The following is a 15784-nucleotide window of genomic DNA, read 5'->3' as shown; positions in this document are numbered from 1 at the left end:
TTAACACTTCCATCGCTTTAAGCGACAGCATGATTTCCAACTACTATAGGATTACTACCTAATTTTTGAACAGAAGAAGCAGAGAGGAAGGGGGCAGGGAGCAGGGGAAATGTCTCCTTCCCCCTGCCGTGGAGCGAAGCGAACTTGCGCTCACAATCCCCCACAGCTTTTGCGTGGCTTACATTCAGGCGGGGTACAATTTATTTCGCGCCTTTGCGCCAAGGCGCAAAGGCGCGAAAAATCAATCTTTCACTTTGGTTAAACATCGTAATTCATCCCGCATTTATGCAACGCCGGAAAAAGGTTGTATTACCTATTACCGAATCGCAACGGCTATTAGCGTGGCTTATTTAGAGAATCACTTAACTGAGTCCCTGTATAATTGGGTAACCAGCCATCTGCTGTTGTGAAATAGCGTACTCCTTTAAAATTTAAAGATGCTGTAGGACTACACCAATGCTCGACTCCAGCAGGAATAAGAAGATAGTCTTGTGCCTGAACTAAAAGCTGTATCTGATTGCCATCGGGTTTTACGAAACCGAAGATTATCTCTCCTGCTAGCACGTAAATGGGTTCAGCAGCGGTGTGAGTATGATAACGATTGTAGGTTGAGATTAGCATCTGGAGATTGGGAGAACCAGGATGCACGTTTAACAAGTCACACCAGAGATAGCCGTTTTCTTGCTGAAGAAACTCAAAGACGCCATTGTGCAGTTCTAAAATGTAGCGCTTCTCAGACTCTGTAACAACATCCTGCTCTATTAGGTGGGGGAAGAGAAGCGAGGTTCCTGGATCGTAGTGTTTCAGGTGTATGCCAAGAGGGGCGAGTTCATCAGTTATCTCGTCTAATTCACTCTCGATTGTACCGTCGTCAAGCAGTAGGATAGCCATAACAGAAACACTAAAACTGTTAAAAAGAGTATACTTAACTTTTAATTAATTAGCCAGTATACCGATAGACAAACCGGGGTTGTATTTGCAAATTATGTGCATATATATTAGGGCTTACGCACTCGCAACGAGAATCAAGACTTTGGGATTGCTTCCCTACGGTCGCAATGACGACGAAATTACGTTATTGGTGCGTAAGTCCTGTATATAACGTGCAATGCGCTTTTGTACGGGAAATGGGCCAGAGTAGTTTAAGCTCATCCCACTCCTCTTGTTGGAGTGGGCTTTATCGCCGACTTTCGGTAATTCGCATTTAAAGTTACGAAAAAAGAAATTTGTCGGTAGAGTGATGCTCATTGATGCCGCTAGATTCTAAGCTAGTACAAGCGAACTAACATGAGTATGGAATGTCTGATTTAATTTTGTTTTGGCATCGCCGCGATTTACGCATTTCTGACAATACAGGACTGGCTGCGGCACGAAAACAAAGTCCTAAAGTGGTAGGAGTATTCTGCCTTGATCCAAATATTTTAGAAAGAGATGATGTTGCGCCAGTCAGAGTAACTTACATGATTGGCTGTTTACAGGCACTACAACAACGATATGCTCAAGCTGGAAGCCAGCTGTTAATACTGCGCGCTAATCCGATGCAAGCAATTCCAGCATTAGCAGCGGCTTTGAACGCCAAAGCTGTTTTTTGGAATTGGGATGTTGAACCTTATTCTCAAGAACGCGATCGCACTGTGATTGATGCTCTCAAAGAAAAAGGTATACAATTTCTAGAGCAAAATTGGGATCAAATTTTGCACTCACCAGAAGAGATTCGCACAGGTGGTAATGCTCCTTATACTGTTTACACTCCCTTTTGGAAAAATTGGAGTAGCAAAACCAAAGCCAAGCCAGTAGAAACTTTGCATGATGTCGAGGGGTTGACGGAAGTTGAACAGGAAATTGCCAAGCAAACCGGAGCGATCGCACTACCAACAGCAAAAGAGTTAGGATTTATCTGGGATGGAGGCTTAGTTATTGCCCCAGGAGAAGCGGCGGCGCAAGCACGGCTAGAAGAATTTTGTGCGACTCACATCACTGAATACCAAGAACAACGGAATTTTCCCGCAGTTGACGGTACATCCCAACTCAGCGCAGCTTTAAAATTTGGCGCTATTGGCATACGCACCGTTTGGCAAGCCACACTAGAAGCGCTAGAAAACAGCCGCAGCGATGAAGCAGAAGCCAATATCCGCACATGGCAACAGGAATTAGCATGGCGGGAATTTTATCAACACGCAATGTATAATTTTCCAGAATTGGCTGAAGGTGCTTTTCGAGACGCATTCAAAAACTTCCCTTGGGAAAACAACCCCGAAAAGTTCCAAGCTTGGTGTGAGGGGAGAACTGGCTATCCGATTGTGGATGCAGCAATGCGCCAGATGAACGAAAGCGGCTGGATGCATAATCGTTGTCGGATGATTGTCGCCAGTTTCTTAACAAAAGACTTGTTGATTAATCCCCAATTAGGAGAAAAATACTTTTTCCAGAGATTGATTGACGGAGATTTATCTGCTAATAATGGCGGTTGGCAATGGAGTGCTTCGAGTGGTATGGACCCTAAACCCTTGCGAATTTTTAACCCAGCTAGTCAAGCACAAAAATTCGATCCAGAAGGTGAATATATTAGGCAGTGGGTGACAGAATTGCGTTCTTTAGATGCAGAATATTTAGTTACTGGTAAAATTTCACCTTTAGAACGTCGTGCGCTTGGCTATCCTGACCCAATTGTGGATCATAAAATTCAGCAACAGCAGTTTAAACAGCATTATCAACAGCAAAAGCAGGGATGATAATTGCCCTTAATTTGCTAAGAAAGAACGAGAAGATGCTTTTAGAACTTACGCACTCAGATCCCCCAACTCCCTTAGAAAGAAGACCACTGCGCCCTTGCGGGTTCCCCGACTCCCTCAGTGGCGTGGCTTTAGACGTTCCCCCCTTTTGAAGGCGGGTTAGGGGGGATCAAGGTTTCAGGCTTGAGTGCGTAAACCCTAGCTTTTAGCAACGGACAAGTGACAAATAACCGGAGTTTGTGTGAGTGAACGGGAACAATACTTTTGGTCAAGTAATAGATCCAAAACTGTGGATGATGCTAGATTGTCTATCTAATTGGGCAGGCTAATACCTGATTTCTGTTGTGTCCTTTACTCTCAAATTAAAAAACATAAACCTCATGTTACGTATTCTTCAGTATTTCGGAGTTGTCGTTTGTCTGTTGTACTTGATTATTTGCCAAGGACTGCACCCTGCTTTTGCCGCCACTCGCATCGATCCTCAAATCGAAGCACAAGTATTACAAATCCTCCGCAACCACCCAGAAGCTATTATTGAATCTCTTGAAGTTTATCAAAAGCAAGAACAAGAAAAACTTCAACAAACACGCCAAATATTTCTGCAAGACTTAAAAACCAATCCTCAAACTATAATTGCTAACTCTCCTACCACTGGCAAACCAGATGCCAAAGTTGTGCTAGTTGAGTTTTCTGATTTTCAATGCCCTTTCTGTGCTAAAGCCCATGACACTGTTAAAGAATTCATGGACAAGCATCAAGATGAAGTGAAAATGGTTTATAAACACCTACCTCTTGCTAATATTCATGCACAAGCTATACCAGCTGCACAAGCAGCTTGGGCGGCACAACAGCAGGGCAAATTCTGGGAATATCATGATGCTTTATTCAGTCAGCAGGGCAAATTAGGCGAAGATTTATATTTGAAAATTGCCCAAAATTTAAATCTGGATGTGGAAAAGTTTAAAGGCGATCAACGAAAGGCAAATGCTGCGATCGCTCAAGATATGCAACTCGCAAGTAAACTAGGACTATCAGGTACTCCCTTCTTTATCATGAATGGAGAAACTTTCTCTGGTGCAGTAGAGTTAGAGCAAATAGAAGAAGTTTTATCACGTGTAAGATAGCTCAGAGGTCTAATGATTAGGTGGTTTAGCTTAGAAGGCTGGATTGTTGGGTCTTGTTAAGGTAATCTTGAATCTTTAACTTGTTTAGAAGTAGCTTCTAAAAAGTCAGTAAAGACCTGCGTAAACTTATGTATTCCTTCACTGCCCCCTGCAATTAAACCACCTGTCAATAATGCATCTAAACAACGAAAAATAATTATTTGGATGGGATTAGTTGAATCAAGAATAATTAATGGTTCAATTGAACGAACCCCAATCGCACTGATTAATAGACCGAATAAAAGATTTTTACTGTTTTATAACTCAAAACAGGCGATTGTACTTGGTAAATATTGAAAAGTTAGAGTTTTATATCAGTCAGCTAAATAAGTGGCACAGATAGAGCCACAATGTACTTTAATCAAAAACAAAATTCAAGTATATACTTATACGGCTGCGGCTTATGTCATCACCCCTCGATCGCCTGCTGAAAATAGAAGTCAGGCTGCCATCTTCTCACCCTCAGTTATTAGAAGGGCTGGATATATGGCTGCGCTTGGGTTTGATATCCGATGCCCAAGTTAGGCAGCTATGCCGAGAGTTTCTTGTGTGTCCGGTGATATTGCAACCTCAGACGTTACCTAAAGCACAGGTAACTTTAGCTATTTCCGATCCTGTGCAAGCGTTGCCTGTAGCAGCTTTGCAATCGACTAGCCGCAGACAACCGCCAGCAGAACCAGCTAAACCGAATTTTATCGCCACAATGTTACAGTCGCTAGGAGCAGAATTGAGTGTCCGATGGCTGCTGTTTTTGGGAGTATTTCTGGTAGTTGTATCGTCTGGGGTACTTGCTGCGAGTCAGTGGGAAAGGTTCCCCGCTTCTGGACAATATGGGGTTCTATTAGCTTACACCTTGAGTTTTTGGGGATTCAGCTTTTGGGCTGCTAGGCAAAGCAATCTGAGATTGACAGCTCAAACCTTGCTGATTGTCACTCTGTTATTAGTGCCCGTAAACTTTTGGGCAATGGATAGCTTTGGATTGTGGCACAATCCCTTGGATTGGTTAACAGTTGCGATCGCAGCTCCTGCCCTGACAGCTATTACTGTTTTACTGTGCAATAATCGGCTATTTTTTACTAATTTACGAACTGATAAATTACTGCTGGTAAATATTTTAGGGCTATCGTTCTTACATTGGGGTTGGAAATTACCAGGCTTTCCCTTAATTGCCGTTTATTTGGCAATGGTAGGAACAACTATTATTACCATTTATCACAATCGCTACCGACAGCAACCCCCTCCAACTTCATTAGAAAATGAGGGCAATAGGCGTATTGGCGTGGGTATTAGCTTGCCTGCTGCTGTAATTATTTATGCCTTAGTAGTTTTATTAGTCCGAGCAATTTTTGTTGCTCAGATAAATGTAACTCAGCTGAGTTTAGCTATTGGTATTTGCGGCTGGTTGATGACTTGGTTAGCACATAGAGGGGAAGGGGGCGCTGGGACGAGGGGACAAGGAGAAATATCGCCGCTTCCGCCATTGTTTTTACTTTGGGAAAGACTTGGTAGTGTTTTGCTTTTCTTGGGTTGGTTGGTTGCAGTATCAAATTATCCCTGGCAAGCAATAGCTGTGAGTGGTTTGGGTTTGCAGTTTGTAGGCAGTCGCTTGCAGAAGTATAGCTTACCAGCTGATTTGGCAGCAGTTTTTGTGATTGGTTTACAAACGCTTTGGCTGGGTTGGCGTTTATTACCTGCTGGTGTACAGTCAGGAGCGATCGCATTTGGCGTCCAACTCACCAAAGCTGAAAATGAACCTTGGGCGTTGTTGAGTGTAGCTTTATTTCCTTACATCATTTTTATGGTGGTGGTAACCGATAACTTTTATCGCGTCCACAAGCGAGATTTAGCTAAATTTGGCGAACTGCTAACGCTGTTACTGGGAACTGTCTTAACAACGATCGCTTTAGTTAATCCGGTATTGCGATCGCTAAATTTGCTATTTTCTACAATCACACTTGCAGTCGTCACCAAACGCCGCACTGATCAAGACGCAAGAACCCAAAGCGAATCCTTCCCCTTGTCCCCCCCTCCCCCCGTCTCCCCTTCCTCTACTTCCCCTCCCTTGGTATACCTAACTCATATCATGGGAGTGTTGACACTTTGCTCAATAATTAATTGGTTGTTACCAAGTCTGGGTAAAGAAGTGTGGGCAAGCATTTTGTTAGTTTTGATGGTGGCAGAGTGGGGATTTAGCCTTGGTAATGGAGTATGGCGACGTAGTGCATGGCATATTGGTTTAGCACTAGCGTTTGTTAGCTTCGCCCTCTTGTCGGCAAATGCAGAATCATCTTGGTATGGCGCTATTCGTAGCCAACATTATTGGGGAATTATTTGGCTTATTACACCATTAGCTCTTACAGGTATTGCCAGTCAAACAACTACTCAGCGTCGCACGTTCAGTAGTAGCGTCAGTATCTTGGCTTTAGGACTAACCCAGTTACTAACTTTACAGCTACCAGGAACTAGATTAATTGGTTTAGCTGTGGCTACAGTTGTGATGTTTGTAAATACGCGCTATTTACGATATCAAGTCTCAGCTGCAATTACAGTTGGATTTGGGCTGAGTTTCATTGGCGTGTTGCTTTGGGAAGGGTTACCTGGATTACCACGTTTAGCTTTAGCAGGTTGGTTTGTTGTCATTGCGATCGCAACTTTCAGTTTATGGTTAACGCGTACAGCCTTGATGCGACAAGATAACGAATTAGCAGCTATTTATGCAGCCGCAAGTGATAAGTGGGCGATCGCTTTGTGTGGCTTTGAGTTGTTTATCCTCACATTGCACTCGCTGGTTGTTTACCAAAGACTTGCTGAACCTGGATTTTTGTACTTAACTGCCACTACCATAACTTTGGTAGCAATTATTTATCGTAGTTGGCGTGAACCCACAAATTGGGCATTTTATAGCATTGGTTGGTGTGTGGAATTATTGATTGCCGAATTGTTAGGATTTTGGGGACGTTCAACTGTGAATATGGCGATCGCTAATATTTCCTTGGGTTTAATCACTCAACTTTTAGGGGAATGGTGGCGACGCAGATATCAAATAAGACTCAAGAGTAGCCTGCACATTTTGCCTTTAATTTATGCTGTCTTTAGTGTATTGCTGCGCTTGGATACCTTTGATGACTCGACAGGTTTGTTGTCTTTAGGTGTAGCTTTAATTGTCATTGGTGTAGGGCGACGCCATGAGAACTTCAAACCCCTACTTTACTTAGGAATCATCGGTGTATCAGTTTCTGCCTATGAACTTTTGTTTTATCAAATGTCAAAAGCTACCGGAGGCGCATTTGGCGATGGATTGATTGCCATGTCCGCCCTTGGTACTAGCATCATGTTGGCATACCGTATTTTATCGCCTTGGTTGTCAGATTACTTACGTCTGACACTCCAACAACTGAAAGGAATTACTCATATTCATTGGGCTTGGAGTAGTTGCTTATTGATGGCTGCAATTAGCGCTCCCATTCAAGTTAACCGCTTGGTAGGATTGGGCACAGGAATAGTTTTAATTCAATATGCGATTTTTCAAGGGCGGCGATCGCCTACTTCCTCTATTCCCGAAGCATCTGCGCGCATCTTCGGTAGAATCACAATAGCAGAGATGTGGGTTTACCTCGGTTTATTAGAAGTAGCCGCCATCAGAATTTATTGGCGCGAGACAGCAATTGGACAATTTATAACTGGCCCATTAGTGCCTTGGAACGGTGCGATCGCTTGTGTAGTTGCCTATTTTCTCTACATCTTACCTTGGGAGAGTTGGGGTTGGACTAAAAGACCTTGGCAATGGGCGGCATACATTGTGCCATTGATAATTTTATGGGAAACCAAGCTGCAAGTTTATCCAATTACTTTGGCGATCGCAGCTGGGTTTTACATCTTCTTGGCAAAGGTTAGTGAAAATATCCGCTTTACCTATATCAGCGTTGCTTTGATTGATTGGGCGTTGTTTCGCTGGTTTAACGACTTACGCCTAACTGATCCTTTATGGTATGTAACATTAATTGGTTTCTCGCTACTATATATTGCCCAAATAGATCCCCAACTGCGGCTACCGGAAAATAAAACTGCCCGTCACATCTTCCGTATGCTTGCCAGTGGCTTAATTTGTGGCTGGGCAATCATATTTAATCAAAATTCAGCCATCATTCCGGGAATATTTAGCCTTATTGCCATTTTCGCCGGATTAGCTTTGCGAATAAGAGCGTTTCTCTACATTGGCACAGCCGCTTTTTTAATTACCAGTATTTACCAACTAGTAATTTTTAGCTTGCGTTATCCATTTTTAAAATGGATTGTCGGCTTATTAGTTGGTATTGCTTTAATTTCTATCGCCGCTAATTTTGAAACTCGCCGTACTCAAATAACTTCCCTGCTTCGTAATACTAATGATGAATTTCAGCAATGGGAATAATCAAGCATTCAAGCGGCGAAAAATTTGGCATAAGGAGGCACGGTGGACAAAGAACGCCAACTGGAATAGCTTAAACAAGCTATCAGCAATTAGTAAATAAAGGCTAACATTTATTAGTATTACCGAAAAATATTAGGTAGCAAATAGGTAGCCCCTGTATATAAAAGGTAAAAGGCAAAACCGAAAAACAAGGTATTCAAAACGGTGGCTAGATAGCCGATGCACATCAATATACCGTCAGATTCGATAGTCGCAACCGCCAACAGTAACATTCCCATAGCTGGGAGAGGATTGGTAGCAGGAGGATATGGTGACATTAATAATATTGCTAACCAAGTTAGACATATCCCATTGAACCGCCAAGTTAATTGATTGTCAGCAACTTTCTGAAAACGCGGACGGGAGATTTTTTCTAGAACTTTGGTCACACGTCGTAAATTTTGCAACAGTGTTTGAGCAAACCAATTAGGGAATTTGATGCTAGCAATTTTTTTCGGCAGCCACGGTGTACGCCTCCCTAAAGCCATCTGTCCTGACATCAACAAGCAAGCTACACCGAGAGGAGTGCTTAAGCCTGGTGGTGTGGGCACCAAAAACGGTAATACCAATAATGCAATCACTAAGCTAAAACCCCGTTCTGAGGTTTCTGAAATAACATCACCCAGAGTCAGAGGTTTTTCAGCTAAATGTTGTAATAATGACTTAATATCTTGAGAAAATTTTAGGTGCATGATGCTTTAGTAATGGGAAAATAATTCATTAAACTTTACTGTAATCCAAACTCATAGTTTTATATCTGCACATTTTGGTATCAGTATTTTAGTGATTTTCTGGCAGTAATATTAACCAAATTTATGATCCAGTAATATTGTGGTTAAGCAAGTTTAATTTATTACAATACATTGTATGTTAGCAATACAAAATAAATAAGAAAATTAACGGACTTAAATCATAGAGCAGATGAACTGAAGTTTATTCTTCTAGTCTTAAATCGTAATCTCCAACGAGCAACAGGTTTTATTTTACCCATCAGTGCTGGAAAAGCAATGACGATTTTTCTAAGCGTATTGCTGGGTAATACTGCGCCGATTGTACCTGCACAAATTCTCTAGGTAAATATTGTAAGTGCGATCGCTAACACGGTAAAAGCGATCAAAAATTCGATTCTGTTTTTTGAAGGGGTTTGTACCGTCTAAATCTTTATCTGGCTAGTTTAGCGATGATTGTTGCCCTTGAATTTGGATAGACACGGAGAAGCTGTTAGATAAATTTTCCCCGCGTCTCCCCTCTGATTAAAGAGTATTAGGAATTAATCTGCCGCAGGGATAAGTAGCTGCTTGCTGGGATGCACTTTCTGCCATAGCCGCAGGGATTTGATCTGATGGTTGTGATTTAGCTGCCAGATAATCGGTTCGTAGTTTCTCTACTATTGCTTCGCGTCTATCGTACAGCCGTTTTAAGGGACGAGGCTGGCACTGGTTGAGAACGTATGCTGTTACCAGCGGTAAAGCGATCGTACTATCGGTATAACAAACAATCGTGCTAGGTAATTCTTCCGGGTCAATTTTACCCCAACTCACGGCTTCCGAGGGTGTTGCCCCAGATAAACCACCAGTATCTGGACGGGCATCAGTAAACTGTACAAAATAATCGTGTCCCCGTTCTTCTAGACCTAGTACCTCGTGAATTTGCGGTTGTGTTTGTAGTAAAAAGTTTTTGGGGCTGCCGCCACCGATAATCACAGCTGCACTTTTGCCTTCTCCTTCTCTGGCATCATAGGCGATCGCTGCTGTTTCATTCACGTCAATTGAGGGATCTAAAATTAACTGCGAACCTTCTAATGCTAAAGCCGCCACGTTCATCCCAATTGAACTATCTCCGGGAGAAGAAGTATAAATAGGTACGCCACATTCGTAAGCTGTAGCTAGCAAACAAGAATTTTTTACTCCTAATTGCTTTTCTACTTCCCAGACATATTTACCTAGCAGATGGTGAAATTCAGCAGTCCCCATGCGCTTTTGGAAAGGTTCAGCTTGTAGAATCTTGCGGATGAAAGCATCAGTTTCCAGCAACACATCATAGCCAAAGATAATGTCATAAATCCGAATAGTACCTTCTTGACGCAGCTTCACATCATCCAAAAATGGATTCCCAGCAAATAGTTCAAAACCCAAGCCGTAGTGCATATCATGGTAAAGATTTGCACCTGTGCTAATCATCCAATCAATAAAGCCGTTGCGAATCAAAGGTGCAAGGACTGAAACCCCGAATCCAGCTGGTGTCATTGCACCAGAAAGGCTAACACCCACTGTTACGCCATCAGTTAGCACATCACGACTCATCAATTGGCAAATTTCTCGCAAACGTGCCGAATTGTAAGCGGTGAAGTAATTATCAATCAAATCAACCACTCCAATATCTGTTGACATCGGTATCGGTGCAATTTTTTGACCTAGCTGTTTTGACATTTTGACAATCCTGAAAAGTAAACACGCCGAATCTAATGTTATCTAGGTTTCAGCCACTTCTTTTATGATATTTAGGTAGCAATCGTAGGTATTTTGTCCAAAACACACAAAAATTACTTGTTCTGGGCATTTATGGCTGTGTAACAACTTATTAACTTTTGTCAGTGTAATTCTGCAAGCGTGTTACATGGGAAACGTATAGTAGTTTATGGCGTTGCTGATTGGAAATATTAATTTGTCTCACGCAAAGTCGCAAAAATACAAAGAAAAAGAAAGGTGATTTTGGCATTTCATATTCTAATTCAGCAATGCCTAGTTTATACCTTAACAGTTGACGCAACTATGTTTTAATGCCTAATAGGGAGTAAGTGAAATTTCAACTCTTTTGTTGTTGTGTAAGTTCAGTTTGTTTTTTGTTTCAATCTCTAATAGGGAGTAAGTGAAATTTCAACTTGAATATCAATCTCCCGCAAGTATTCAAAATAGTTTCAATCCCTAATAGGGAGTAAGTGAAATTTCAACGTGCGAATATAGACTGCATCCGTCACACCGTTTTGTTTTGATAGCTTTGGGCATTGCACCCATAAATATTAATGTTTGCACAGCTTCAATAGTAGTGATCGCACTGTGACGTAATTCCTTAGAAATATCTACACGCTGGCGAACGAGAAAATGTACCTCAAGTCCTTGCTCATCGCTGTGCTTATCTTAATGGATTATTGCCAGTTTGAGCCACTTTAAAAAGTGAGATGTTCCCCTGCCTTCGTCTCCGTTCGCGTAGCGTCTCCGACAGGAGAAGAAGAAGGGCTAGTAGTCTGCCAATCCAAAATTGTTGTGTGGAGCCAGCAAGGGTGCAGGGGTGCAGGGGAGCAAAGGAGAGTTCTTGTACAAGTTCTTTCCCCTCTACCCCTCTGCTCCATCAAACGCCTGAAGCTTGTGAGAAATGCGGGTTATGAGAGCGGGGATGCTTAATCAGCAACGCTAGAAATAGTAGTTGCACCGACCGCCATGACTTGAGACCATTCACTGACGCGGTTGTTATCTAAGACGGCTCGCACTCGATAACCAAGCTGAATTTTATGCATTAACAAGATTAAATCACGGTTGAGTAATCCTTGTGACAAATGGTTTTCATTAGATGCAGCTTGTATACGAAAGCAGCGATCGCTTTGACGTTTCAACTTTGGAGATTTCCCTTGCATAAGCACCGTTTGCAGTTCGTATTCTTTAGCTTCAGGATATGGTTCCCAACAAAGTTGCCAGTAGGTTGACCAGCGAATTAACTCTGCTGGTAATTCCTCGACTTCATCCGACAATGTAGAGACAAGTCCTGTGACTGGAGGTTGTACCACCTGGGGCTGATTGGCGGATATGTCAGCAGCTAAAGAGTAACCACCATCAACACTTAGTACCAGCCCAAATATCAAAGTGAACAGCACAATCAATCGTAGGCATTGTAATTGCACCGACAATATTTTCCGATTCATCATGATGCAAAAGTTCAGTTGCTTACCACTCCACAGGTAAAATCAGGTTGCCGTTGTCGGCATAGATTGTTCGAGAACGGATATGCGTTCTGGGAGGTATTGTAGAGTTGAAGACTGCGCTTTTTTGCCCAACCGCTGAGTTGTCGCCGATAACTGCACTGTATATCAAGGCGTTCGGCCCCAGCCCTACGTCATCACCTACACGAGTCTCAGGGCCATTAGAAACACCATTGATAACCTGCCTACCGCCATGAACTAGAACGCGAGGCCCATAACCAATACCATCACCAAGAGTCAAGTTAGTTGATGCTAACGCATGAAAGACAACATCGTTTGCCATACCAGCAATTTGACCAATATGAATAGGTTCACCCTCATCACCACGCAGCGAAATTCTATTAGCCAATTTGTTGTTGAGCGTTGCTAAAGAATCTTCTATAATCACATTACCGATGATGCGGTTACGAAAGTTTGGATCACGAGTCGAAATTCCACCTATCTGTGGCAGACCTCCAGAGTTAAAAGAGGTGACGGGAGCGTAATTAATTCCTTTTACATTTGACAAGTCTGCTCTGGCTAATTGTGCGTAACCTTTGGCCAATGCTTCATTGACTTCAACGACACCTTCCATCAATCTAACGTCGGCTTGTGTCAGGTTTGCAACCTTTCCAAAGGTGCCGCTACTAGCTTCTAGGTTAGTTGTGACGTTTTTACCAGGCAAGACAACTTTACCAGACGGCAAGGTAACGCCAGGGCCAACCCGCGAGAGAAAGTTGACTACTGAGTTTCTTTCTATAGTTGCACCGTCTACTTCACAGTTGAAGGCGAGAAATGTCTCTGGAACAGTGTTGCTAAACTGAGTATTAGTAATTGGGTCGGTAAAAGGCCCGGTTGAGCCTTGAAGCCCGATTTTAGCTGCACCTTTGATTGTGGTCAAGTGTGCCATAATCACACGCTCACCTACTTGCACTCCTGTTCCCGAAGCTGTAATTTTCACTTGGTCTTGGACGTTAGAATCGGCCGCAATGCTAATGGGGCCATTAGTAGCGTCTAACTGGGCAAATGGGGCAACGTAGACATTTTCCCCTAAGGTAATATTTGTGGGATTGATGATTGTTGCAGTTGGGTCAATGAAACTAGCTGACTCGGAAGGTGCTGTACTTGGGCATATAGGTAGGTTTCCCACAGTTGGATTACACGTTCCTCCAGCAGCTACTGCGGGTTGTATATATATCTGTGTGCTGATGGCAAACGCTAGGATAATCGCAGTTAAGGCACTAAAAATTGTGCGAGGTTTGAACATAGAAAGAAAAGTCCTCACGGTTTATGAAATATTTGGCTATGGGAAAATCTGCGTTAATGAATACGAGATATGTTGAAGCGATTTCTAGCGACAAGACGCAGAGCGTCCATGCAGGCTGAGAAATTACCAAAAAACTACACTGCAACAGCTTCTATTTAGACTCTTTTTAGGTATGAGACAAAGAATTAACCGCCCCAATAACCTGCCAATTTGTAGAAGGTGTCTAAGACAAGTGATAATAAAGGCTGCAAAAGCGGGACTGAAATTGTCGTTGTTGCCCCGGCTACTGCATTATTGTAGACAGTCTCCCAAGCATCTGGCCCAGTTGTGGACTGTCCATGAACTTGTGTACTAACAGCTAACGTTAAGCCAAGCGCAGCTAAACCAATTAGTATTGTGCGACGTTTCAACATTATTTCTTGATACCTAATAACTTTCACATCTAATGGAGTACAAATTAATACATCAAGCAATTAAGAATTCATTGTAATATTATTTGCTGTTTAACACTAGAGTTTTAGATATTGATAAAATTTATGGAAATAATAAAAATAATATTAAGTTTATTATGGAAAACTGTGTTGGACGAGAAATGATTTACTAAAAAAAGTTATCTATCTTAAGGAAGAAATTAGATTAATTGCTGCTAGTAAAAGATAATCAGTATAGGTAAAAAAATAATTCAAATTCTACCTTGGGGAGGATGAATATTTAATTCAATTCTTGAAGACTATGACCAAAGCGATCGCGGCAATAGTCTTCAAAGGTTTTATGCGTTGAACGGTACAGTCGGCGATTGGCTTCGCCAGTGCCGGAGGCGATCGCGCAACTCCATAAGTGCTTTACCCGCTTCAAAAACCGCTCTCTCCACTTTGCGCTCTAGATGCAGGCGATGTCTACGACAAGCCGCTGCGCGTCTACGCTCTGCTCCTGCTCGGTCAACTCTGGAACTTCAACAGCTATTACCGTAATAGTTAATGCTCTGTGACCTTGCCTACAAAAAACTTCTCAAACAAGTATAGTGGCGCACTTACTAAACCCAAGCCATTAACGATCGGGAGCTTTGACTGCTTGACCTGGACTGACAATTTCTTGGTGATGTGTTCCTAGTATTTGGTTGATTTGCTCTACCAAACATATCTGGTCTATGATTCCCGCTACTAGCCCACAGTGGTCAATATCTTGTAAGCTGATTTGTGATATTAATGATGTCATGAATAAAAAACACCATTAATCTCTTTGCTTACCTGCGGAATCTAAAATACATGCAACAACGCCGTTCTGTCATGTAATCGAGTTCAGTCAGCACACGCTTAAGTAATATGTTTCTTGAAAGAGGGATTATTGGTTCTCTGTCCATACTGATTGCCAAGCAAGGTGATGTTTCCAGTGCGATGTGAAATTAAGTTGAACTGCTTGGTTAAAGTCCTCCAAAGCTGCTGAAAAAGCTTTCTCTTTTAGCTTTGCTGCACCTTGGTTGTTCAACTGTTTAGGGCATTGTGGATTCCATACATATTTTTGACAAGTTTGGTGGGCAATTTCTACATCACTGCCATTTTCAGGATTTTGAAAGATGGGATGATAATGTAACCTGTTACAGCAAACTTGCAACCATTCTTGCCACCCACAGTCCCACAAGCGCACTGTTCCATCAAGACTACCACTGGCAATCAGTTTACAATCAGGGCTAAAAGCTACGGAATTTACCCAATACTCATGCCCGCGCCAAGGTTGACCAATGGGGTTGCCGTTAATATCCCACAAGCGCACTGTCGAATCATTGCTGGCACTGACAATCCACTTACCATCAGGGCTAAAGGCGACAGAATTAACTTCTTTTTCATGTCCGCGCCAAGGTTGACCAATGGGGTTGCCGTTAATATCCCACAAGCGCACTGTCGAATCATTGCTGGCACTGACAATCCACTTACCATCAGGGCTAAAGGCGACAGAATTAACTTCTTTTTCATGTCCGCGCCAAGGTTGACCAATGGGGTTGCCGTTAATATCCCACAAGCGCACTGTCGAATCATTGCTGGCACTGACAATCCACTTACCATCAGGGCTAAAGGCGACAGAATTAACTTCTTTTTCATGTCCGCGCCAAGGTTGACCAATGGGGTTGCCGTTAATATCCCACAAGCGCACTGTCGAATCATTGCTGACACTGACAATCCACTTACCATCAGGGCTAAAGGCGACAGAATTAACTTCTTTTTC

11 protein-coding genes and 2 pseudogenes are annotated in these 15784 nt (G+C 42.5%); 3 read left to right on the top strand and 10 right to left on the bottom strand.

From position 1 onward, the window contains the following. Positions 1–336: 336 nt before the first annotated feature. Positions 337–891: a 1,2-dihydroxy-3-keto-5-methylthiopentene dioxygenase gene (locus tag AC5JL8_RS10590; RefSeq protein WP_495879733.1), complete on the bottom strand. Its 555-nt coding sequence runs from the start codon at positions 889–891 to the stop codon at positions 337–339. A gap of 407 nt (positions 892–1298) precedes the next feature. Here AC5JL8_RS10590 and AC5JL8_RS10585 point away from each other — a divergent pair, with 407 nt between their 5' ends. From AC5JL8_RS10585 to AC5JL8_RS10575, 3 genes are all read left to right on the top strand, one after another. Further along, positions 1299–2732 (top strand): deoxyribodipyrimidine photo-lyase, 8-HDF type, encoded by a 1434-nt coding sequence (locus tag AC5JL8_RS10585; protein WP_495879732.1) that lies wholly within the window; start codon positions 1299–1301, stop codon positions 2730–2732. 380 nt (positions 2733–3112) lie between these two features. After that, complete coding sequence (locus tag AC5JL8_RS10580; RefSeq protein ID WP_495879731.1) at positions 3113–3856, top strand: DsbA family protein; 744 nt, start codon at positions 3113–3115, stop codon at positions 3854–3856. Positions 3857–4298: 442 nt separating this feature from the next. Continuing rightward, positions 4299–8306: a DUF2157 domain-containing protein gene (locus AC5JL8_RS10575; RefSeq protein ID WP_495879730.1), complete on the top strand. Its 4008-nt coding sequence runs from the start codon at positions 4299–4301 to the stop codon at positions 8304–8306. Positions 8307–8425: 119 nt separating this feature from the next. Here the strand turns inward: AC5JL8_RS10575 and AC5JL8_RS10570 are convergent, their stop codons facing one another. The 9 genes and pseudogenes from AC5JL8_RS10570 to AC5JL8_RS10530 form a co-directional block, all read right to left on the bottom strand. Beyond that, positions 8426–9037, bottom strand: a complete 612-nt coding sequence (locus AC5JL8_RS10570; RefSeq protein ID WP_495879729.1) for an exopolysaccharide biosynthesis protein — start codon at positions 9035–9037, stop codon at positions 8426–8428. 561 nt (positions 9038–9598) lie between these two features. After that, positions 9599–10774, bottom strand: a complete 1176-nt coding sequence (locus tag AC5JL8_RS10565; RefSeq protein WP_495879728.1) for a homospermidine biosynthesis protein — start codon at positions 10772–10774, stop codon at positions 9599–9601. A gap of 495 nt (positions 10775–11269) precedes the next feature. Continuing rightward, positions 11270–11449, bottom strand: a pseudogene (locus tag AC5JL8_RS10560) (hypothetical protein); the annotation flags it as partial. Between the two features lie 293 nt (positions 11450–11742). Next, a complete protein-coding gene (locus AC5JL8_RS10555; RefSeq protein ID WP_495879727.1) occupies positions 11743–12264 on the bottom strand; it encodes a hypothetical protein in 522 nt (173 codons plus the stop codon). Between the two features lie 19 nt (positions 12265–12283). Then, positions 12284–13564 (bottom strand): acetyltransferase, encoded by a 1281-nt coding sequence (locus AC5JL8_RS10550; protein WP_495879726.1) that lies wholly within the window; start codon positions 13562–13564, stop codon positions 12284–12286. Between the two features lie 185 nt (positions 13565–13749). Further along, entirely contained in the window at positions 13750–13977 is a 228-nt protein-coding gene (locus AC5JL8_RS10545; protein WP_495879725.1) for a hypothetical protein, read from the bottom strand. 298 nt (positions 13978–14275) lie between these two features. Beyond that, a complete protein-coding gene (locus AC5JL8_RS10540) occupies positions 14276–14419 on the bottom strand; it encodes a hypothetical protein (protein WP_495879724.1) in 144 nt (47 codons plus the stop codon). 122 nt (positions 14420–14541) lie between these two features. Beyond that, positions 14542–14779 (bottom strand): annotated as a pseudogene (locus AC5JL8_RS10535) (DUF4277 domain-containing protein); the annotation flags it as partial. 126 nt (positions 14780–14905) lie between these two features. Further along, positions 14906–15784, bottom strand: an 879-nt coding sequence (locus AC5JL8_RS10530) for a WD40 repeat domain-containing protein (RefSeq protein WP_495879723.1), incomplete at its 5' end; no start/stop codon positions are given.

The sequence above is a fragment of the Mojavia sp. genome (genome assembly GCF_059505145.1).
This window is presented reverse-complemented; position numbering and strand designations above follow the sequence as displayed.

Coding starts and splice junctions, on each gene's coding strand:
- AC5JL8_RS10570 (WP_495879729.1), bottom strand. CDS start 9,037: ATGCACCTAAAATTTTCTCAAGATATTAAGTCATTATTACAACATTTA.
- AC5JL8_RS10575 (WP_495879730.1), top strand. CDS start 4,299: ATGTCATCACCCCTCGATCGCCTGCTGAAAATAGAAGTCAGGCTGCCA.
- AC5JL8_RS10580 (WP_495879731.1), top strand. CDS start 3,113: ATGTTACGTATTCTTCAGTATTTCGGAGTTGTCGTTTGTCTGTTGTAC.
- AC5JL8_RS10590 (WP_495879733.1), bottom strand. CDS start 891: ATGGCTATCCTACTGCTTGACGACGGTACAATCGAGAGTGAATTAGAC.
- AC5JL8_RS10585 (WP_495879732.1), top strand. CDS start 1,299: ATGTCTGATTTAATTTTGTTTTGGCATCGCCGCGATTTACGCATTTCT.
- AC5JL8_RS10550 (WP_495879726.1), bottom strand. CDS start 13,564: ATGTTCAAACCTCGCACAATTTTTAGTGCCTTAACTGCGATTATCCTA.
- AC5JL8_RS10565 (WP_495879728.1), bottom strand. CDS start 10,774: ATGTCAAAACAGCTAGGTCAAAAAATTGCACCGATACCGATGTCAACA.
- AC5JL8_RS10545 (WP_495879725.1), bottom strand. CDS start 13,977: ATGTTGAAACGTCGCACAATACTAATTGGTTTAGCTGCGCTTGGCTTA.
- AC5JL8_RS10555 (WP_495879727.1), bottom strand. CDS start 12,264: ATGATGAATCGGAAAATATTGTCGGTGCAATTACAATGCCTACGATTG.